Origin of the sequence: Olivibacter sp. XZL3 (assembly GCF_004368405.1) — a bacterium.
Classification (GTDB): Bacteria; Bacteroidota; Bacteroidia; order Sphingobacteriales; family Sphingobacteriaceae; genus Olivibacter.
Window position 1 is genome coordinate 47,148 of record NZ_SBJH01000003.1, and the last position, 21,367, is coordinate 68,514.

At 44.2% G+C, this 21,367-nt stretch carries 15 protein-coding genes and 1 tRNA gene; 11 read left to right on the forward strand and 5 right to left on the reverse strand.

Annotated elements, in window-relative coordinates; genetic code table 11:
- Positions 1 to 6: 6 nt before the first annotated feature.
- The 3 genes from EPX21_RS00620 (at position 7) to EPX21_RS00630 (ending at position 4,721) form a co-directional block, all read left to right on the forward strand.
- Entirely contained in the window at positions 7 to 3,315 is a 3,309-nt protein-coding gene (locus EPX21_RS00620) for a TonB-dependent receptor domain-containing protein (RefSeq protein ID WP_134087742.1), read from the forward strand.
- A 49-nt stretch (positions 3,316 to 3,364) separates the two neighbouring features.
- Positions 3,365 to 4,150 (forward strand): S1/P1 nuclease, encoded by a 786-nt coding sequence (locus EPX21_RS00625; protein WP_134087743.1) that lies wholly within the window; start codon positions 3,365 to 3,367, stop codon positions 4,148 to 4,150.
- Positions 4,151 to 4,388: 238 nt separating this feature from the next.
- Positions 4,389 to 4,721 (forward strand): multidrug efflux SMR transporter, encoded by a 333-nt coding sequence (locus EPX21_RS00630; protein ID WP_134087744.1) that lies wholly within the window; start codon positions 4,389 to 4,391, stop codon positions 4,719 to 4,721.
- A gap of 74 nt (positions 4,722 to 4,795) precedes the next feature.
- Here EPX21_RS00630 and EPX21_RS00635 read toward each other — a convergent pair whose 3' ends face one another.
- Entirely contained in the window at positions 4,796 to 6,418 is a 1,623-nt protein-coding gene (locus EPX21_RS00635) for an ATP-binding protein (protein WP_134087745.1), read from the reverse strand.
- Between the two features lie 469 nt (positions 6,419 to 6,887).
- Here EPX21_RS00635 and EPX21_RS00640 point away from each other — a divergent pair, with 469 nt between their 5' ends.
- Positions 6,888 to 7,460, forward strand: a complete 573-nt coding sequence (locus EPX21_RS00640; RefSeq protein ID WP_134087746.1) for an adenylate kinase — start codon at positions 6,888 to 6,890, stop codon at positions 7,458 to 7,460.
- 23 nt (positions 7,461 to 7,483) lie between these two features.
- Positions 7,484 to 8,482: a GTPase ObgE gene (gene obgE, locus EPX21_RS00645; RefSeq protein ID WP_134087747.1), complete on the forward strand. Its 999-nt coding sequence runs from the start codon at positions 7,484 to 7,486 to the stop codon at positions 8,480 to 8,482.
- 132 nt (positions 8,483 to 8,614) lie between these two features.
- Here obgE and EPX21_RS00650 read toward each other — a convergent pair whose 3' ends face one another.
- Complete coding sequence (locus EPX21_RS00650; RefSeq protein ID WP_134087748.1) at positions 8,615 to 9,808, reverse strand: aspartyl protease family protein; 1,194 nt, start codon at positions 9,806 to 9,808, stop codon at positions 8,615 to 8,617.
- 322 nt (positions 9,809 to 10,130) lie between these two features.
- On the opposite strand from EPX21_RS00650, the gene nhaA reads away from it, so the two are divergent.
- From nhaA to EPX21_RS00670, 4 genes are all read left to right on the forward strand, one after another.
- Positions 10,131 to 11,315, forward strand: coding sequence for a Na+/H+ antiporter NhaA (gene nhaA, locus EPX21_RS00655; protein ID WP_134087749.1), 1,185 nt, complete (start codon positions 10,131 to 10,133; stop codon positions 11,313 to 11,315).
- A 116-nt stretch (positions 11,316 to 11,431) separates the two neighbouring features.
- Positions 11,432 to 11,503 (forward strand) — tRNA-Glu (locus EPX21_RS00660).
- Positions 11,504 to 11,751: 248 nt separating this feature from the next.
- Positions 11,752 to 13,077 carry a site-specific integrase gene (locus EPX21_RS00665; protein WP_134087750.1) on the forward strand — a complete coding sequence of 442 codons (1,326 nt, stop codon included), beginning with the start codon at positions 11,752 to 11,754 and terminating at the stop codon, positions 13,075 to 13,077.
- Positions 13,078 to 13,206: 129 nt separating this feature from the next.
- Positions 13,207 to 13,524 (forward strand): hypothetical protein, encoded by a 318-nt coding sequence (locus EPX21_RS00670; RefSeq protein WP_134087751.1) that lies wholly within the window; start codon positions 13,207 to 13,209, stop codon positions 13,522 to 13,524.
- A gap of 356 nt (positions 13,525 to 13,880) precedes the next feature.
- On the opposite strand, the gene EPX21_RS00675 is transcribed toward EPX21_RS00670, so the two are convergent.
- From EPX21_RS00675 to EPX21_RS00685, 3 genes are read right to left on the reverse strand one after another with little or no spacing between them, the layout of a single operon-like run.
- Positions 13,881 to 14,384, reverse strand: a complete 504-nt coding sequence (locus EPX21_RS00675) for a hypothetical protein (protein ID WP_134087752.1) — start codon at positions 14,382 to 14,384, stop codon at positions 13,881 to 13,883.
- The gene (locus EPX21_RS00680; RefSeq protein WP_013663412.1) at positions 14,381 to 15,613 is read right to left on the reverse strand and encodes an AAA family ATPase; all 1,233 of its coding nucleotides are present in this window, start codon (positions 15,611 to 15,613) and stop codon (positions 14,381 to 14,383) included. Before EPX21_RS00680 ends, EPX21_RS00675 begins: the two co-directional genes overlap by 4 nt.
- Before the next feature lie 44 nt (positions 15,614 to 15,657).
- Positions 15,658 to 15,993 (reverse strand): hypothetical protein, encoded by a 336-nt coding sequence (locus EPX21_RS00685; protein ID WP_013663413.1) that lies wholly within the window; start codon positions 15,991 to 15,993, stop codon positions 15,658 to 15,660.
- A 755-nt stretch (positions 15,994 to 16,748) separates the two neighbouring features.
- Here EPX21_RS00685 and EPX21_RS00690 point away from each other — a divergent pair.
- Both EPX21_RS00690 and EPX21_RS00695 read left to right on the forward strand, forming a co-directional pair.
- Positions 16,749 to 18,074: a TlpA disulfide reductase family protein gene (locus EPX21_RS00690; RefSeq protein WP_166670642.1), complete on the forward strand. Its 1,326-nt coding sequence runs from the start codon at positions 16,749 to 16,751 to the stop codon at positions 18,072 to 18,074.
- Positions 18,075 to 18,121: 47 nt separating this feature from the next.
- A complete protein-coding gene (locus EPX21_RS00695) occupies positions 18,122 to 21,337 on the forward strand; it encodes a SusC/RagA family TonB-linked outer membrane protein (RefSeq protein WP_134087754.1) in 3,216 nt (1,071 codons plus the stop codon).
- Positions 21,338 to 21,367: the final 30 nt, after the last annotated feature.

A 21,367-nucleotide genomic window follows, 5' to 3' on the forward strand; every position in this document is an offset into this window, starting at 1 on the left:
AAAAAAATGCGCAGATTACTTACTTTTTTTATTTTAATATTTTTTACTTCCATCCTCCAGGCTCAGGTGACCACGGGAACCCTGACCGGAACAATCAGAGAAAACAACGAGGTACTTTCGGGCGTGACAATCATTGCCACCCACCTTCCTTCCGGAACGGTATATGGAGCAGCCTCTAACAACGCCGGTACTTTCAATATACCGAATATGCGCCCGGGAGGCCCTTACCGCGTGCAGATTACCTTTATTGGTCACCAACCGAAAGTCATTGATAATATCGACCTTAAAATTGGTGATCCTTATGTATTAAATGTTTCCTTGGATAACTCGGCCACGCAGCTCGATGAAGTGACAATCGGTACAGCCGATAAAACGTCTATCCTCAATGCGAGCAGAACCGGAACGGCCACCACGCTTTCCACCCGCGAAATCCAGTCGGTCCCCACAATCAGTCGTAGTTTAAATGATTTAACTAGATTGACACCCCAGTCAAGTGGCAACTCTATCGGCGGCGGTAACTCCCGCCAGAACAACATCACCCTTGACGGGGCCGACTTCAACAACAACTTCGGTATCGGTAGTAATTTACCGGGAAACGGAAATCCGGTATCTATTGATGCCTTGGAGGAGATATCGGTAAACGTCACTCCTTATGATGTCCGGCAGTCTGGATTTATAGGCGGATCAATCAATGCCGTTACCCGCTCAGGTACAAACGATATTTCTGCTTCGGCTTACACCTATTTCCGTAATCAAAATCAAATCGGTACCAAAGTAAGCACCTATCCGGAGCTGAACGCTACAGATCAGTCGTACAAGATTTATGGTGCCCGTATTGGTGGTCCGCTCATCAAAAACAAGCTCTTTCTATTCCTGAATGCGGAAAGAGAGACCCAAGCAGAACCGGGTCAAACCAGGGTAGCTGCTACTCCGCAAGAACCATTTGGCAGCCAGACGAATATTACGCGTCCAACGGTGGCAGAGCTGGACGAAATCAGCAATTACTTAAGAACAACCTATGGATATGAAACCGGCCCTTATCAAGGATACAACTTTGAATCGGAACGCACGAACTTATTGGCACGACTGGACTGGAATATCAATAACGACAATCACTTTAACATCCGTTATAGTTATGTAAAGACAAAAAGTCCTTCTTTCGTGAGTACATCACGCAGTCCGCTTCCCGGCTTTTCGAACGGCTCGCGCCGGGACACCTATGCCTTACCATTTAAAAATGCCAATTACTACCAGGAGGCAAACCTATATTCCTTAACCGCAGAATGGAACAGCAAATTTGCCGGCATTTTCAACAATACATTCCGGTTTTCTTATACCAACCAAAATGATCCGCGGAGTTCGGACAGTGAACTCTTTCCGTTCGTAGATATCCTGCAGGATGGCAGGCCATTTACGTCCTTTGGATATGAACCTTTCACCTATGGTAATCTACGGGACGTTCAAATGTTCTCATTCAACGATTATTTAACATGGTCGGTTGGAAAGCACAATTTTACAGCGGGGATACAAGCGGAATTCAGCACCACCAAAAACGGATTTCAACGCTTCGCCACCAGCTATTACACCTTTAACTCTTGGGATGACTTTGTGAATGGCAATAAACCCGTTGACTTTGCACAGACCTACTCCTTATCTCCAGGTTATGAACAGGCCTATCCCTCATTCAAATTCGGCCAATATTCGATTTATGGTCAGGACGAAATAGCGGTAACCGACAAATTTAGGGTGACGGCCGGCTTGCGCCTAGATTACGGATCTTATCCCAAGGTACTGCAGGAGCACCCATTGGTTTCAGAACTTACATTCGCCAACGGAGAACGCTTGAATACAGGTAATCTACCCGATGCACGCATATTATTCTCTCCTAGAGTAGGTTTTAACTGGGACATCAAAGGCGACAGATCCTTGCAATTGCGCGGGGGCGCCGGTATTTTTACAGGAAAAATTCCTTACGTGTGGATTGTGGCACAGGCCGGCGATGCGGGCATGCTTCAAGTGACCGAGACCTATCAGGGACAAGAAAACACACCGGGGCCTTTTAACGCTGATATAGGCGCCTATCGTCCTGCTACGCCTCCTGTTGCCGGAACCGTGTTACCTAATCCGATTACCGTCATGTCTAAAGACCTGAAGATGCCGCAAACCTATAAGATGAGCTTGGCATTGGATGCCAAACTGCCTTTTGGAATCATTGGTACGCTGGAAGGGATATACAATAAGGACATCAACACAGTCTTATTCAGAAATGCCAACTTAGTAGAGCCACAGCCGCTTAACGTAGACGGTTATCCAGACAACCGCTTAATTTACCCAAGCGCCAACCGGGATAAATTTATTAATCCAATCCTCAACGGCCTAGCAGTCCCTAACGGAACCGTTGTTCCAGGACAAAATGCGCAACAACCGGGCGCTTTCAATGTCATCGTCTTGGATAATGCTTCGCGCGGCTACTATTATTCACTTACGGCAACCCTTAGCAAACGGTTTAGCAATGGCTTCGGCGGAACGGTTTCTTATGTCCGCAGCCAAGTCAAGAAATTATATGAGGGTAGTGGCGATCAGACGCTTTCAGGTTGGCAAGGCACCACCTCAGTAAACGGCGCTAACCAGCCTGAACTGGGCTATTCCGGTGCGGCCTCGCCGGATCGGATTATTGCCTCGGTGTATTACCGTAAAGAGGTGTTGAAGCATCTAGCTTCTCAATTTACTCTGCTTTACGAAGGTTCAAACAACAGATTCTCCTACACCTATTCGGGCGATATTAACCGGGATGGAGCGAATTCAGACCTTATCTATGTTCCAAGAGACGCATCTGAAATTACCTTTGTACCTTTAACCATAGGAAGCGGAGATAATGCAGTGACTTACACGCCGCAACAGCAAAGTGATATGTTCTTCCGTTATGTAGACCAAGACAAGTACCTCCGTAGTCGCAAAGGACAATATGCAGAGCGCAACGGCGCTATTGGCCCTTTTAACGGACAGTTCGATTTCAAATTTTTGCAGGATATCTTTACCAATATTGGCGGTAAACGTAATACCCTCCAGTTCAGTTGGGATATTCTGAATGTAGGCAACTTCCTAAATAAGGAATGGGGCGTTCGTAGAAGTGTAATTACCAACTCCATTCTAGTGCCGACGAACACTTCTTCCTTGGTTCCGGGCGGAGATGTTAGGCCTACGTTTAGGTTACAAACCGACCGCAACCTGCCGATATCCCAAACATTTCAAGACAATGTAAGTTTCTCGTCAACGTGGACGATGCAATTTGGTTTCCGTTATATTTTTAATTAATCAAACCCTTAGAGGCTGCCTAATAACAGCCTCTAACTTAACAAATGTTATGCGATATAGAAAACCACTCCTATCCCTCGTATTAGTGGCATTAGTCGCCCTCCTATCTTCTTGGGGTGTAACTGGCCATCGGACGATCGGCCTACTTGCTGAACGTCATTTAACCCCTCAAGCGAAAGCCGCTGTTAAGGAATTGCTAGCGGATGAAACATTGGCTCAGGTAAGCACCTATGCAGACGAAATACGATCAAAAGAGGCTTACCGTTATACCGCGCCCTGGCATTATATCAATTTACCGGCAGGGCTTCACAAAAAAGATTTTATGGACTCCGTAATTCATCAAAATCGGGACAACATATACAAGGCGCTCCAAAAATGCCAGTCGGATTTAAAAGACCCATTAAAAACGCGGGAGGAAAAAATTTTTGCACTGAAATTCATCGTACACATAGTAGGCGATTTGCACCAGCCGATGCACACCGGGCGTGCTGAAGATCTCGGAGGCAACCGTATCCGCATCACTTTCCTAAATAAACCCGGGAACCTGCATGGCTTATGGGATAGCCGCTTAGTGGAGCATGAAGGCCTGACTTATGAACAATTAGCGGATAAGATTGGCCACACGAAGCGAAGAAAAATCCGTAAATTGCAGCGAGACGACCTGATCAAGTGGTTACATGAAAGTTATCAGCTAAGCGAACGGCTTTATGACGATGCTGCTAAAAACGCAAACTTTGACGAAGCTTATTACCAAAAACAGGTCCCTGTATTTGAAGATCGCATGGAGAGAGCGGGGATTCGTCTAGCGGGCGTTTTAAATGAAATTTTTCAATAATAAATATTGACTCATGCGATTCATCTCAAAAAACTTGTCAATCCTCACTGCAACCTATTGGTCTAAAAATAAGTTCTAGAATTGGTGGAAAGAAGAAAGTCCTGTTCCACTGTTAAAGTAAAAAACAGGAGACGGATTCCTACACAGGCAATAGAGGAAGCCGCTCTCCATGTTTTTGTTAGATCTCACCTCCTTCATGGGCAAAACATTATCTTTGTATTCATCAAATCCGGAGAAAGTGAAAAATTACATATTCCTCGCAGCCGCCATTCTTTGTGAGATTGTTGGAACATCTTTTTTAAAGAAAACCGAACAATTCAGCAGGCCTATACCAACATTTATCTTTTTTGTAGCGATGGCAACTTCATTTTACTTACTGTCTTTCGCGCTGAAAGGAATTCCCATTGGTATCGCCTATGCAATATGGTCGGCAGCGGGGATTGTACTGATTTCGTTGATCGGCTATTTTGTGTACGAGCAACGTCTTGATTTCCCTGCCGTATTAGGAATTGCTTTTATCGTCATTGGGGTTGTTATAATTAACTTATTTTCAAAATCAAACGTACATTGATAGGCTGGCTTGTTTTTTCATAAAAGAAGTAACCGCCCCGCGCATTATGCACAGCTCAACTATTGAATGCTATATCACCGAGCGGTAGGTAGATCAAAGTAAAAAACAGAACCCATCCCTTCTTTGCTTTCCAGGCCTATGTGCCCTTGATGCTGTTTGACAATTGCGGCACAAATATATAAGCCAAGGCCTAAACTGGGGAGACCCAATTTATGGGAATCCGTTGCTCTATAAAAACGGCCGAAAATCTTCGCTTTTTGATCTTCGGCAATCCCTTTACCCTCGTCGGCAACGCTTATCCTTACATAGTCATTCTCAGTCATTGTAGTGCTAATTTTGATTCGCCCACCTGCCGGCGAATATTTTATGGCGTTAGACACCAGATTCATCAATACCTGACCCACCCGATCTTTATCTGCAAGCGCTGCATGAATAGATCCTGCTTCAAAAAATAAATCATGCTCTTCGGTGAGGGATTGCAGCTCTGAAACGTAATCTGCAATTATTGGGTTAAGGTCTACCTTTTCAATATGCAGACGTAACTGTCCGTCCATTACCTTCGTTGTATCTAGCAAATCATAGATCAGCTTTACCAATCGATCCGTCTGCTTACCCAATTTGCTTAAAATCTGGAAATTTATTTTGGTTGGGTCTTGCTGAAACTGCTGTTGTAAGAGTTGAGCATAGGCTTTAATGCTGGTAACCGGCGTCTTAAGTTCGTGGCTTGCTACGCTGATAAACTCATCCTTATGTTGCTCGACTGTCTTTCTGTTTGTAATATCGGTAACACATCCTGCCACATAAGATTGACTGATGCTTTCCGAAAAACAAGCTTGGGCGTTTACGCAGATCCAACGAATGGCACCGGAAGGAAGGACGATACGAATATCTTCCTCTAAAGCTCCCGCTGTATATAAACTCTTCGCTTTATCGGCCGCCTTCGCTAAATAACAATTGCGGTCATCGGGATGGATAATGTTTTGCAGAGCCTGTCGCGGATTCGGCGTAGTCGGCGGTAGCCCAAACAGTGACAGCAACTGTGCGTCGGGGCGGAAACTATCCTTTTCCAAATTCCAGATAAACGTACCTACCGCACCCGCTTTAACAGCCATCCTCAACCGCTCCTCTGACTCTTTGAGCGCTTCTTCCGCTTTACGTCGCTCGATCACATCGGCAGCTTGCCGCGCTAAGACATCTAGTAAACTGAGGTGATATGCCGTAGGTCGGTGAGCTTCTTTCCAGTGTGTAGAGATCATACCAACCACTTTTCCGGATCGTGAAATCAAGGGGGTCGTCTGGACCGACCGAATGTCTGACAGCCTATAGAAATGAAGATCTTCTGTCCCGCTAAGGAACTCACAATCCTCTACGTCAGATGCGACAACCCGTCTACCCAAGGCCAAAGCCTTTCCACAGGTGCTGGCAGAGTCGAGCGTTACTACTTTCCAAAAACTTGCAGATAGCGGATGAAATCCTTTCTCGGCAAGCAATGCCAATTCGTTCCTTTCCGGGAAAAGGATTTGCATGCTGCCCATATCGGAACGAAGAAGATCGATAGCTGCATCGAGAATTTCCTGATAAAGCTTGTCGACATTGTTTTCCACTATGAGTTTCGCACTGATCGCTTGCAATTTTCTCATGTCAGCGAGTTGCGTCGCTAATTCGTTGGCACTAGGTTCGTAAGAAGATTGTTCCATTAACGCTTATCCTGAATAAGACAGCCAAAAGTACACTAAAAATTCGATATGAATAAGTTAATTAACCAATTAGTAGAGAAGGGCCCAAAGGAAACGAGCGCTTTGCATACAACCATAGAAAGAATAAAGGTTTATGCTAATTGCATAAACACACACCAGAAAGCAGAAAATACGGATTGCCAAAGGGCATTCTTTCGTCCCGCTATGCAAAAAATAAAAAAATAAGCCTTACCTTTGCGACCGTTCTTTTTTAATAAAGAGCCCTTTACGGAGCACCACAAGGGTCGGATTCGACCCATATTAAAATTTATCTGCTCCTGATGTATACGAATGCACATGGCTTTCGTTGAACGAAATAATTTGGCGAAAGAAAACAGCGGTGAGGGGCGTAAACTGTGTTAGCCGCTAGATGTACAAGTTAAACAGTAAACCCAATGCAAAGCTCATTGGACTAAAAAATTTCACAAACATGTTAAATTTAGTTTTATTTGGCCCTCCAGGCGCCGGAAAAGGTACACAATCCCAAAAACTTATTGAAAAGTATCAGTTAGTCCATTTATCTACAGGAGACATATTAAGGGGAGAAATCGCTCAGGGAACCGCCTTAGGAGTAGAAGCTAAAAAGCTTATGGATGATGGAAAATTAGTTCCTGACGAAGTAGTAATTGGCATGATCAGCAATAAGCTGGACAGCAATCCGGATGCGAAAGGTTTTATTTTCGACGGCTTTCCACGCACAGTGGCCCAAGCGCAGGCCTTAGATGAACTGTTGCAATCAAAGGGAGCTCAGATCTCAGGGATGATTGCACTTCAAGTTGACGAAGAAGAACTTGAAAAAAGATTATTGCTACGCGGACAGGAATCAGGTCGCGCGGATGATGCCAATCCGGAAGTTATCCGGAAGCGCATTGTAGAATACAATTCGAAAACAGCGCCTGTTGCCAACTATTACCAGCAACAGGGAAAGCTTCAAAATATTAATGGAATAGGATCCATTGACGAAATTTTCGACGAAATCTGTAAAGTTATCGATCGCTATTAACCCTTCAAAAATCAAGTATTAAAATGGCCCAAGGTTCAAACTTTGTTGATTATGTTAAAATATGTTGTCGTTCCGGTCACGGCGGAGCAGGCTCTGCGCACCTTCATCGCGACAAGCATACAGCAAAGGGCGGGCCTGACGGAGGCGACGGAGGTCGAGGCGGCCATATTATACTGAAAGGTAACAATCAGCTGTGGACACTCCTGCATTTAAAATACAGAAAACATGTGATCGCTGAGCCCGGGGGATCGGGCTCCAGCGCATTGCAACATGGTAAAAATGGGAAAGATGAGATTTTGGAAGTGCCACTCGGCACCATTGCAAGAAACGCAGAGACCGGCGAAATCCTTTTTGATATCACCGAAGACGGTGAAACCAAAATCCTTACCGCGGGCGGGCGCGGTGGCTTAGGCAATTGGCATTTTAAGACTCCTACGCAACAAACGCCTCGTTTTGCCCAACCGGGCGAACCTGGAAAGGAAGAATGGATCGTACTGGAACTGAAAGTACTAGCCGACGTGGGACTAGTCGGCTTTCCAAATGCAGGCAAATCCACTTTGTTATCGGTGGTCTCTGCCGCTAAACCAGAGATAGCAGATTATCCATTTACCACCTTAGTGCCCAATCTCGGTATTGTTTCCTATAGAGATGGTAAATCGTTTGTTATGGCAGATATACCGGGTATTATAGAGGGCGCTTCGGAAGGAAAGGGACTCGGATACCGCTTTTTACGGCACATTGAACGTAATTCGGTGCTGCTTTTTATGGTGCCGGCTGACACGCATCGATCGATCAGCGAAGAATTCGACATCCTCTTACATGAGTTAACCGCTTATAACCCCGAATTGCTCGATAAACCGCGTTTACTGGCGATTACCAAATCGGACCTATTGGATGAAGAGCTGCAACTAGAGACGGAACGAGAATTGCCAAAAGAGGTTCCCCATGTCTTCATTTCATCCGTCGCGCAAAAAGGACTACAAGAATTAAAAGATTTAATCTGGAAGGCGATTGTCGGTTAATAGGTTGCTCGTTACTGATTGTTAGTTCCTAGGTTGGTTGTTGGTTTCCCCTGATTGGTCGCTAGTTTCATAGCTAATAATAAATGTTCATTGGGTCACATGTAAAAACATCGAGTGCCGGTGGGGTAAAGATTAAAAAACCTGTTTAATACTCTTTATTTTAAACTTAAAGATCTTCAGCTCCTCCTTTCTTCGCACAAGCAGCATAACCTCTTTCTTTGGCCTTTGCAAAGCCTTCTTATACTGAACGAAGTCCATACTGAAATTACCGTTTACCGCTAGCAATAAATCCCCTATTTTTAAGCCTGCCATATCCGCCGGTGATCCTTTGGCTACCCCTCCAATCTCTATATGCCCTTCTATGAGCTGCAAGTCCAGGCCCGAATAAGCGTAATCGAAGCGATCACGAAAACTATTATTAGGGGTAAGGTGGACATCCCCCTTTTCATAATTGTAGATTACATTAAAACGCCTAAATATGTCGTTACCGATTAAGCCGCCTAAATAAGGATAAGAAGTAACATCGTACACATCATCAAAAATTAAGGTCGGGACCTGTTTAAACCGATACGGACCGAAACGCAGCTCTTTTATCACCGTCAAATCCATCTGAATCTTCCCGCCTAAGCCATGGCCTTCTTTTGGCCACAACTTCCGGTTCCACGCCAACAAGGTGCTATCCTCAACAAATTCCTTTGAAAGCATGACGCAAACACCGGCGCCGATATCATGCAAAAAGCGGGCATTCACTTGGTGCCTGTCTTTCAGAAAAGCGCGTTGTACTACTAAGTTTCTTATATTCGGCTTCAAAAGAAACCCGCCTTTCGGATAGCGGAGTGTCCCCTTTGAGCAAAGATGGATAAGGCTATCATCATAATTTATTTTCACTATGTACCGGCTGAACAATGCGTAACCGATAATTCCATCGACCTTTATGCCGTATACACTGGAAAGAAAAGAATAATCGTTGATATGGAAGTTTAAGCTATCAACGGTATATGATGGAAAATTAAGCCGTTGGTTATAAAGGTAACTCACTTGTTTGATTCCCGCTACGCCCCGAATCCGGGTAGCGCTTGGCTCTGGCTTCAAGCCCATCGACGCCACGGTCGATGAATCCAGGGAAATCCCGCCACTACCGGTGTCTAAAATAAAATTGAGCGTATCTGGGGAACCGTTTAATCGTGCGGGAAGAATTATTACACCGCCCATTAAGGTCTTAAAGCGTATTTCACTCAGTAATTGTGAGGGCGAAGGGACAATCTCTTCCTGTGCAACGCTAGGAATATAGGTCGCCAACAACAGGACAAACAGGACAACACGCATGCTCCGCTATAATTGGTTATTCAAAAGTACGGAATTCTATTGAAAAAGTAACAGGCCAATAATCGGAGAGATTAGAGGCCTGTTAACCAATTATAAACCTAAATTATGAAAGTGCAAAGATAGCGCTTTTTTCCGTAAATACAAAATTTTCCTAAGAAGCCCCCACTTCTTTAAAAAACAACAAAAAGACAGGGACACACGAGCTCCCTTCGCGCCTAGAGTGCGTACCATAAAAGAAACTTCCAGCGTGCCTTCGCAACATATATGCCCATTTTCACCAGCTATTGCTACCAAAATAGACCAGCTTTTGTTATTTTCGCGGATGGCTAAATTAATTAATATTAAATCCTTTCAGGAGTTTTTAAAATCAGGCACTGCAGGCGGAGTGATACTGATTCTTTGCGTTGTTCTTTCCCTTATCATTGCTAATAGCCCTTGGGGCGACGCTTTGGATGATTTTTTAGCGATCAACATCGGATATCATTCCGAAACCGTCCATTTGGACTATCCGATTATCATATGGATTAATGATGGGTTAATGGCGATCTTCTTTCTTTTGGTCGGTTTAGAGATCAAAAGAGAGTTAGTAGAAGGCGAGTTGGCATCGGTCAAGCGGGCCACCTTACCTGTAATTGCTGCGCTTGGTGGCGTTATCGTGCCCGCCTTGATTTATACCTTCTTTAACAAAGATTCCGAATTTGCCGGTGGTTGGGGTATCCCTATGGCAACCGACATCGCATTTGCTTTGGCTATTATCACACTGTTGGGCAACAACGTTCCTCCTTCGTTAAAGATATTTTTAGCCGCATTGGCTATTGTAGACGACTTGATGGCGATTTTAGTCATTGCCATTTTTTATTCAACTTCCTTGCAGTACCAATATTTATTATATGCGGGCCTTTTGTTTGCGCTCTTATTAGTTTTCAACAGACTTGGTGTCAAGCGGATTGTCTTTTACATTGTTCCGGGAATATTTATATGGTATTTCATCCACCATTCAGGCATCCATGCGACAATCGCCGGTGTATTAACCGCCTTTACTTTACCGACTACACCAGACGATTCGGAATCTCCTTTAGAGAAACTGGAACACATGCTGGTGAAGCCTGTGAACTTCTTGATCATGCCGATATTCGCTCTAGCGAATACGAATATCAGGTACGAGACTGGCATGTTAGCTGGATTAGCTACTCCGCTCGGCCTAGGAATTGCGCTCGGCTTATTTTTGGGAAAACCGATAGGAATCACCTTTTTCTCTTGGCTCGCGGTTAAATTAAAGATCAGTAACCGGCCTCATGGCGCCTCGTGGAAACATATTCTTGGCGTGGGCATGCTAGGCGGAATTGGTTTTACCATGTCGATTTTTATTGCTATTCTCTCTTTTGCCGATGCCACGCATGTTTTGGCAGAGGCTAAATTTTCTATTTTAATCGGATCACTGCTTTCCGGAATAGCGGGGAGTGTACTTTTGTTGCTGGCAAATAAAAGCACCAAAAAGAACTATTGATTTTTTTTAACTGATTATCAAGGACTAATAAAATATATAAAATTTGTCTTTTGAAATATAAAATCCTTGTCTATCTTTGCAAACCGAAAAACGGATATGCATCCGTTAAAGAAGGAGGCCCGTTCGTCTAGGGGTTAGGACGCAAGATTTTCATTCTTGAAACAGGGGTTCGATTCCCCTACGGGCTACAGATCTTGAAGTCAAAACATACAAAAGCCTGCATATTAAACGTTTGCAGGCTTTTTGTTTTTTACAGATCCCCTGAATTATTCAATTTTTCCCATAAAAAAAGTGAGTGATTCAGTGAGTCAATTTTCCTCTCACGCTCACTCACGAAAAGCGGTTTAAGTTATTGATATTCAACTGGTTCAATAACTAAACATCTTGATTTATTATAGCTGCAAGGCTTACTTTGTTTCACTTAAATGAGTTACTCATGGGTACAAATTATTCCTTGCTTTTCTACCTGAAAAAGCCAAAAAACTATGTAAAAGGGCCGGTTCCGGTGTACATGCGCATCACCGTAGATGGTATCCCGAAAGAAATCTCCACCGGAAGGTCATGCGACCCCTCCCGCTGGAACACCAAGGCTAACCGTGCCAGCGGTACGAAAGAAGAAACCAAAGCACTGAACAGCCATCTTGATGCGCTGGAGAGAAAATTGGAAGACACCCATACGGTGCTTATCAAAGAGAGAGTAGCGGTAACTGCCGAGCTGCTCAAAATGCACTTTCTGGGAAAAGGCATAAAACATCATTTCCTGATGGAGATTTTCCTTGAACATAACACGAAGATGAAGGCGCTGCTGGGAAAAGGATTTAAGCCCAATACGCTCAAAGGATACAGGACATCGGTCCTGCACCTTAACGCTTACCTGTTAAAGTATTACCAGGATACCGACATAGACATTCAGAAAGTTGACCATGCCTTTATTACGGATTACGAGTTTTTCCTTCGTTCGGAGAAGGGGTGCAGCCCCGTTTCCGTAGCCAAATACATGAAGCACTTGCGGAAGATCATCAACCTCTGCCTTGCCCATCGCTGGATTACCGAAAATCCCTTTGCTATGTATAAAAACACGGCAAAAGCAAGAGAAAAGGAGTTTCTCACACAGGATGAACTGGACAGAATTATGCAGAAGAAATTCAGCATTCCAAGACTGGCGCATGTTCGTGATATCTTTGTGTTCAGCTGTTATACAGGACTCTCCTATGCAGATGTAAAGAAACTGCGTACCACTGATATTGCCAAGGGAATTGACGGCAGGCTGTGGATACTGACCAGCCGTGAAAAGACGGAAACCACCTCGAACATTCCCCTGTTGCCGCAGGTACTGGAAATCCTGAGACGTTATGCCGGTTATCCGCCATGTGTGGCAAAAGGGCTTGCCCTTCCCGTGCTGAGCAACCAAAAGATGAACAGCTACCTGAAAGAGATTGCCGACCTGTGCGGGATCACCAAAAAGCTGACCTTCCATATTGCACGCCACACCTTTGCCACTACGGTCACACTAAGCAACGATGTACCTATTGAAACCGTATCGAAGATGCTCGGCCATACCAATATCAAGACCACCCAGCACTATGCAAAACTGCTTGACACCAAGGTGAGCAACGATATGGGCAGGCTGCATAGAAAAATAGTAGCCCCAAGGCAGATTTGGGGATGTACAGCGGAAAATAACCGGAACCTTCTCGGTGTACAGATATGCCTGCCCTCTCTGAAAACAGAAAATACAGCAACAGTTGAAGCGTATGGATAGTTTGCAAAAAGAGATTGTAAGCAGGGATATGTGGTCCCTGCTACAGCAATTGATGGCAGATGTTGTATTAAAAATTTTGTAGCGGCAAAGTGGTTGCACAGAAAAGAGATTATGGTTAACTTTAATTTTATGAGAGCAGTGAGAAAAAAACGACGGCAACCGAACATTGATTCGATGTTCTTCTGGGAGTTTGATCTAAAAGCTATAGACTGGGATAAAGCCTATAAGACGGTTATCGGCCGGATCATAGAACGTGGGGATCAGCAAGAGGTGGATGAACTGGTTCGCTTTTACGGTAATGAGAAAGTTCTTAACACTCTTCGTAATGAAATTTACTTCCTGCCAGACTATGCTATTAAGAGGGCTATAGAATTCTTCTCGGAACTGAAAAAGGAACAGATGTACTGTTACCTAAACAGAAAGGATAAACCCTATCATTGGATATAGCCATAATGCCAATTGTCCTGATAATCAGTAATGATAGAAACATTAGGATTTGCAGATTAATGCAAAAACGGAAGAGGTTTTCTCCGTAGAAGCGAAAAAGCGGGACAGCGTTGGGCTAGCGGGCAAAGGCGCTCCGCAGGCCGCAAATGTGCGGTAGGAATTAGTTTTCTATTTAAAGGGAAAGAGTTCATTTTCGAGCTGCCATCAAGTTACGGAAGTATCCTCAATTTTTCAAAACTAAAACAAACTCTTACGGATTTTCTATATTATCCTACCAAATTCAACTTATATTGCGTTTTTGTAAACTATGGAATAAAGAAGGAAAAGTGAGTACGGGAAGATGCTTTTCATCCGGACTAAAGCGTTATCCTGTTTTCAATACGCAATACATAACCGGTCTCTATCCGGAATTTTTCCATTCTCTGTATCTGGCTGGATTTAAACTTTGGGTGTCCACTGTTGGCGATATAAGCTTTCTTTTCTGTATAGTACGCCGCATCATTAGTATTTTCAAAATGGTTTATAGTACTCCGTAGCTGTTGTTCAGCGTCCTTTACCCAATTGTTCCCGGCAGAAGGACGATCCTTTAGTTCTACGAATATTGCTGTATTATTATAAGTAAGGACCCCATCACATCTTTTTGCCTGTGTATTGTTCGGCAACCTAATATCAATACAATGGTCAATTGCAGTAAACGTCACGTTGTATAGGTATTCGTTGACCACTACACCAATCCATTTCGCTCCATCTTCCTCGTCAATATAGGCAGGTCCAACGGTTGGTACAGAAGGATCGCATAACCCGAAAAGTTTTTTTGATGAAATGGTCTGGCAGTTTTCGTCCAAAAAATTCACGCTCATGGCCTTTGCTGTATTTCCAATAATTGGGCAAATAGTTCATTACCTTCGTCAAGCCTTTCGTTCAGTTCGTTTTCGTCTGATGGAAGCCCGTTATATGATTCTAAAACATGAATAACGCCTGTCTTTTCATCCATCTCATAAATAGCCAACTCCTTCGGCCGTATCGTCGAATTAAGTGGTACAATCTTGTTCAGTCTTTCCCGTTCATCTTCTTGTTTAACAATTTCTTTCAGCTCTCCTGCCTTTACAGCCAAGGAAAGATAATTGACCAAATAAGGGCTGTGTGTTGTTATAATTAGTTTGTTACCTTCGTTATAGTTGTTGAATTTGAGCAATCCGTGCAACAATTCCCTTTGGGAACCAGGAAATAAATTCTGTTCAGGTTCCTCAACTATATTTATGAATGCAGTTTTGTTGAATCTTGATGAAAGTACTGAAAGTGCTATTCTTTTCTGTTCATCTGTTAAACTGTCATTACTCCAGACCTCTTCAACACCCGTGCGAAAACGTTTCATCTCATCGCTGCTCATAGGTTCCTTGTTGTCTTCGCTCTGCTTCTTTACCATATTGGCTAGATGAGCTGATACAAGGTAAACAGGCACCAAAGATTGAAAGCCACTGGAAGCTTCAGTAAGTTTAATTCTATATTCCTCTCCTTTTAGATTTAGGCTATCGGTGAATTTATCATATTCTATTCCGGCACTGTTGATAGGAAGTTCTACAATTCCCTTTATTTCATTCTTTGCATTATCATATTCTGTGAGGAATTCTGTTAAAGATTCTGAGGATAATTTTAGCTCTTTCGGGGACTTTACATAAGCTATAAAATTGCGTTCCGCAGGTACGTACATAATTTGCGGCAATGGATATGTACTGCCGAGCTTCTCCTTTATCGTTAGCTCTCCATCCTGATATAAAATGTGGTAGGCTGTACCATCAAATTCTATATAACTCCCTTTGCCGTTATTGTTCTTTAGATAGTTTTCCAAACGGTGATAGCTAAGAAATTGGCTCCTTAGTTGATTCTTTTGCTGAAACCATTCAATTTTGTAGTCACCCCGAACAAGTGCCTTTTCCATCCAGGTAAAAGTGGAAATCAATTTGGCGACAGTACTTTTCCCAGAGCCCTGATTTCCGATGAATACCGTTACTTTCTTTATGTCTATCCATCCATTATCTGGAATTCCTTCCTTGATGGGGCCAAAATTTTTAATTTTTATCTTACTCATCGTACGAAATCTCCCTTGACACTTTTAATAAATAGATATTCGGCTTATTCTCCTTTTGGTTTCGATAGCAAATGGCTTATGTCATGCCTTGTTCGATTCGCTTCGGTTTCTTCGACAATTCTCTTCCAAATGATATCTTTATCAACATCTGATATGTCCGATAATTTCAGTATATCCTCAACTGTAAATTTCCCTGGATCAGAAAATTTGGTTACAAAAGAGTCATGTCCCATTCCAAGTGCTTTCTTAAGTCCAGTTGAGTACATATCCGAGATATCAGTCATTTTTTGAATAGTATTCGACTCGAATCTTGCTTTTATAGACAAAAGTGTACTTTTGAGTTTGTCAGGATTAATCTTATAGGGTTCCGTTTTCGCCATTTCTTTCTCGTGTTTAGTAAAATTGCTAAACTTAAACCTAATCTTGGTGACAAAACTCCGGTATAGGATATTAAAAATCTAATAACAAAAATTTATATTCGATTTCAGTAAAATAATATTTGAAATAACAATATTTGTGTGTATTTTTGATTACTGTTTTTTTGGTTTCAGACTAAATATTTTCGATATCATAAAAACATAATGTTTTGGTAATATTTTTTATTTTTGTGGAACGTCAAAGTTAGAACGTTCTGCATTTATGTAGTCTTGTTTGTGAAACCTGAGAAATTTCATTTGGGACAAGGCGATAAGTGGAGAAAAACGCCCGTCAGCAATGGCGTGGCGTCCGCTTACTCGTCCCAAGGCTTCTCAGGGCCTCACAAACAGTAGGTTGGGCGTCGCGCCATTGTTATTCCTGCTTCAAGACTCGTTAATCTTATCGAGTATGAATCTGATAAAAATACTTCTGAAGAATTTGATATCCGCTCCCGAATAACATCAGTGGCTTTAGCCATTTTACTCTCTTTCCGGTGAAGGGCGCCCTAACCGTAAAAGAAATTTTTCAATTAACCAAATCATGAAAAGTTTAATCTTTTACAGAAATGTTGCTTTACAACAGGCTGCATGGGGCGCTTTTTTGCCTTATCCAAGCATTAACCAAACTAAAAACATTAACATACCACCGATATGAGCGGGCATTGTCCGTCCTGAACGTAAGATCATATTTCTATCTGATTATAGCTTTTTTGTTTCATGTGCTGCCATTTAAGGCTTCCGCCCAAGTGGCGGAGCCTGTGGCGGACAGCAAAGCTGTAGACCTTACTTCCCTCGGCTTACAGATTGGCGAGCAGGTACCCGATCTGACCCTGATCAACGTTCACAATTACAAAAGCACTTCAATCAACCTATCCGATTTTAAAGGAAAACTTCTGATACTGGATTTCTGGGCTACCTGGTGCAGCCCATGCGTGGCCATGATCCCAAAGATGGACAGCCTTCAAAAGGAATTTGGAGATAAAGTGCAGTTCCTTTCCGTGACCTATCAGAAAGCGGAAGAAGCCATTCCCTTTCTTAGCACGCTGGAAAAACGGCAGGGACAGAAATATGACCTGCCGGTGGTAACAGGTGACAGTGCTTTAAAGAACCTGTTTCCCCACAAATCATTACCACATTATGTATGGATTGATAGTAATGGGGCAGTGAAGGCAATCACTTCATTTGAAGACATCACCCGTTCGAATCTATCGAATATTGTCGATGGACAGGAAGTACCGCTTGGTGAAAAAAAGGATATCAGCATAGCTTATGACTGGAAAGACCCGCTTTTCTTTGATGAATCCAGCGCCAAATTTCCGATAACGCAATATGCCGTGTTTTCCGGATACATTGAAGGGCTATCGCCGGGGTATTACAACACACAACCCATAAAAAACGATAAAGTTCCGTTACGGATTACCGCACGCAACCAGACCATCCCGCAGCTCTATCAAATCGCTATGGGCAAGGGATACACGTTCGACTGGAAGCATACGCTGTTACAGGTCAGTGAGCCGGAAAGAATCATCGAATTTGACAAGAACGGGGAAGCCTACCTTTCCTCACTGAGGGACGGAAGGGGCTTTTGCTATGAGATTGTAGCGCCAAGGGCATCCGGCATGGATTTGTACGATATGATGGTGAATGATTTGGCAAAGTTTTTTCCAAAACATTCCGCTACCGTACAGGATGTGACCCAACCCTGCATGGCGTTGCGTCAGCTGCCCGGCGCAGACTTTAACCGGTTACGGACCAAGGGAAAAAGCCCCTCGATTGAAACGGACGAGCGCAACATCCTGATAACAAACTACACGTTTAACGCACTGGTAAACCAATTGAATTTCTACCATTCAAAAGAACGCTCCTCCGGGGTGCAGGACATTTTCTTTTTCAATGAAACGGGATTCACCGAAAAGGTGGATTTGGATATCACGGCAGGACTTGGCGACCTACCGTTACTAAACCGTGAATTAGAAAAAATTGGACTTGTGCTGGTCAGTGAGGACCGGCCAATCAAGATGCTTGTCATAAATGACAGACCTTGAGCATCGAACCCTAACCCAAATCACATATTTAGCTTAACGCACGCAAAATGAAATATATCTATATCACCTTATTCTGCCTATTCTACATCAGCCACGCAACAGCTCAGCACCAGATAACGGGCAAAGTAATTTCAGAATCAACCCGGCAGCCTCTTAAAGGTGCGACGGTGGAAATTAAAGGGACACAGTACATGACCCAAACCCGTGACGATGGTATTTTTATTCTGGTCAGCAGACAGGATACGGGAACCCTGGTGGTCAGTTCGGTCGGGTACTTTGAAATGCAGACAAGGATTTCTGCAAGTAACTCAGACACTTTGTATATATCGTTACAGGAGCGTGAACAGATGCTAAGCGAGGTTGAGATTGTCTCTACAGGTTATCAGCAATTGCCACGTGAGCGGGCTACCGGCTCATTCGAACTCGTAGACCGTGAACTGCTCAACAGGCGGGTAAGCACTAATTTGATAGACAGGTTGGAAGATGTGACACCCGGCCTTGTTTTTAACCGGAACCGTAATAGTGCCAGCAACCCGTTCAGCATCCGTGGACAGAGCGGTATATTTTCCAATTCACGGCCGCTCATCGTCATCGACAATTTTCAGTATGATGGCGACCTTGAAAATATAAACCCGAATGACATTGAATCCGTCACTGTCCTAAAGGATGCCGCCGCCGCCTCTATTTGGGGGGCAAGAGCAGGAAACGGTGTTATCGTCATCACGACAAAAAAAGGAAGGCCGAACCAGGCACCCAAAATATCATTCAATTCCAACGTGACCGTTGGGGACAAACCTGACCTTTTCTACCTACCAGTGATGGGCACAACAGATTTTATCGATGTTGAAAGGATGCTGTTTGACCAAGGTTATTATGGTGCGGCGGAACGCTCCGCCTCTAAGACCCCGCTATCCCCGGTGGTGGAACTACTCATTGCACAGAGAGATGGACTGCTCACCGAACAGGAAGCTTCCGGCCAAATCGATGCGTTGAAATCCATCGATATCAGGGACGACCTCAGCAAATATTTTTACCGGAATGGCGTAAACCAGCAGTATGCATTTAACGTTACGGGCGGAAGCGCCCACCACCAATATTACCTTTCGGCAGGGTACGACAATGAAAGTCAGAACCTCCATGGGAACGCATACGACCGCATCACACTCAACGCCGCCAACACTTTTTCCTTCCTGAAAGACAAGGTACAGGTGAAGTCAGATATTTATTATACCAAGGGGAAAATTACACGTGACCAGAATATCCCGATTGTGAGCGATTTGGGCATGGTAGCCGGGAACCGCAATACGATATACCCTTATGCACGTCTTGCTGATAATAACGGGAATCCACTGGCTGTGACCCGTGGCTACCGAACGGGCTTTGTCAATGGGGCACAGCAATCGGGACTTTTGGATTGGCAATACAGGCCCTTGGAAGAATTGGGATTGGCTGACAACCATACAGGGAGTACCGATTACAGGTTAAATACACAGGTGACCTATAAGATAATATCAGGGCTGTCACTTGACGTGCTTTATCAGTTCGGACAGACATTACTAAAAACAAACAACAGGCAGGATGTCAATTCCTATTTCACACGTGACCTCATTAACCGGTATTCACAGATACAGCCGGACGGGACATTATCCTACCCGATTCCGGTAGGGGACATTTTGAACCAATCTTTTTCAACAGCAACAAACCACAACGTCAGGGGCCAGCTGAACTACAGGTATTCGCAGGACGTTCATGATTTGACCGCCATCGCCGGATATGAATTGAAAGACTACGGAACGGTAGGCAACAGCTACCGGGTTTATGGGTACGACAATGACCATGCTACGGTCGACAGGGTGGATTATATTTCCACGTTTCCACAATACCACAACAACCTGATAAGGACCGCAATCCCTTATGGAAATTCGGCATCTGAGCTGACTGATAGATTTATTTCCTATTTTACCAATGCGGCTTATACTTACAATAGCCTATATACGCTTTCTGCAAGCGCAAGGTTTGACCGAAGTAACCTGTTCGGTGTGCGGACAAACCAGCAGGGTGTACCCCTGTGGTCGGTTGGCGGGGCATGGTCGGTCAGCGGGGAGGACTTTTACCATCTGGACTGGCTGCCGGTGCTGAAAACCCGTGCCACATTTGGCTACAACGGTAACGTGGACAGGACGATTTCTGCATATACCACCGCAATTTACTACAGCAGCAGTTGGAACCTGATAAATGCGCCCTGGGCCACGGTATCGAACCCGCCCAATCCCGAACTCCGTTGGGAACGCATGAAGATGGTAAATGTCGGTGTAGATTTTGAAACTAAAGGTTCACGCCTGCGGGGTACTTTTGATTTCTTTTGGAAACGTGGGATAGACCTGATTGGGGATATGACCGTTCCCGCATCAAGGGGCGTTACCTCATTTCGTGGAAATTCCGCAAGTACGACCGGCAGCGGGTTTGACCTATCCCTGAACTCATGGAACACTAAAGGCGCAGTTGACTGGCGCACTGATTTTTTAATAAGCTTCTACAGGGATAAGGTTACGGGCTATGAAAGGGAATCGGTTACCAACGCTTATGTTGCCAGCGCTGATGGGGGCGGGTATCCTTTGGAAGGCAGACCGCTCTACTCAATCTACAGCTACCGTTGGGGAGGACTTGACCCTGAGACGGGAAATCCGCAGGGGTATTTGGATGGAAACGTAAGTCAGGACTACAACCAGATTTTAGCTACCACCACATCGGCCGAACTGGTTTACCACGGTCCCGCAAGGCCGCCCCTTTCAGGTGCTTTACGTAATACATTTACATTTGGGAAGTTCAGCGTATCGGCAAACGTTTCTTTCAGGTTGGGGTATTATTTCAGGAGAACAGGAATAAGCTACAACGACCTGCTCACCGGGCAGGGCTACCATACGGGAGCGGAATACCAGTTGCGGTGGCAGCGGCCCGGCGATGAACTGATTACCTCCGTACCTTCAATGCCCAATGTACGCAATGTAAACCGGGATAACCTGTACCGCTATTCGGAAGCGTTGGTCGAAAGGGGTGACCATATACGGTTGCAGGATTTGAGGTTTGATTACAACTTTGGCAATGTCCTTTTTCCAAAAGGTGGAAAAAGCGCACGGCTGTACATCTATGCGAACAACCTTGGCTTGATTTGGAAAAACAGCGGTTCGGACCTTGACCCGGATTACCCTTTCTCAATACCTCCGGTACGCACAATCGCCTTTGGCGTGCAGATAGACTTATGATAATTATTGTTTAATAAAAATATTCCATAA

Excerpts from the sequence above, each read along its gene's own strand:
- obgE (WP_134087747.1), top strand. The coding sequence starts at position 7,484 with ATGGCCCAAGGTTCAAACTTTGTTGATTATGTTAAAATATGTTGTCGT.
- EPX21_RS00620 (WP_134087742.1), top strand. The coding sequence starts at position 7 with ATGCGCAGATTACTTACTTTTTTTATTTTAATATTTTTTACTTCCATC.
- EPX21_RS00675 (WP_134087752.1), bottom strand. The coding sequence starts at position 14,384 with ATGAGCGTGAATTTTTTGGACGAAAACTGCCAGACCATTTCATCAAAA.
- EPX21_RS00640 (WP_134087746.1), top strand. The coding sequence starts at position 6,888 with ATGTTAAATTTAGTTTTATTTGGCCCTCCAGGCGCCGGAAAAGGTACA.
- nhaA (WP_134087749.1), top strand. The coding sequence starts at position 10,131 with ATGGCTAAATTAATTAATATTAAATCCTTTCAGGAGTTTTTAAAATCA.
- EPX21_RS00695 (WP_134087754.1), top strand. The coding sequence starts at position 18,122 with ATGAAATATATCTATATCACCTTATTCTGCCTATTCTACATCAGCCAC.
- EPX21_RS00685 (WP_013663413.1), bottom strand. The coding sequence starts at position 15,993 with ATGGCGAAAACGGAACCCTATAAGATTAATCCTGACAAACTCAAAAGT.
- EPX21_RS00650 (WP_134087748.1), bottom strand. The coding sequence starts at position 9,808 with ATGCGTGTTGTCCTGTTTGTCCTGTTGTTGGCGACCTATATTCCTAGC.
- EPX21_RS00670 (WP_134087751.1), top strand. The coding sequence starts at position 13,207 with ATGAGAGCAGTGAGAAAAAAACGACGGCAACCGAACATTGATTCGATG.
- EPX21_RS00680 (WP_013663412.1), bottom strand. The coding sequence starts at position 15,613 with ATGAGTAAGATAAAAATTAAAAATTTTGGCCCCATCAAGGAAGGAATT.
- EPX21_RS00635 (WP_134087745.1), bottom strand. The coding sequence starts at position 6,418 with ATGGAACAATCTTCTTACGAACCTAGTGCCAACGAATTAGCGACGCAA.
- EPX21_RS00625 (WP_134087743.1), top strand. The coding sequence starts at position 3,365 with ATGCGATATAGAAAACCACTCCTATCCCTCGTATTAGTGGCATTAGTC.
- EPX21_RS00665 (WP_134087750.1), top strand. The coding sequence starts at position 11,752 with ATGGGTACAAATTATTCCTTGCTTTTCTACCTGAAAAAGCCAAAAAAC.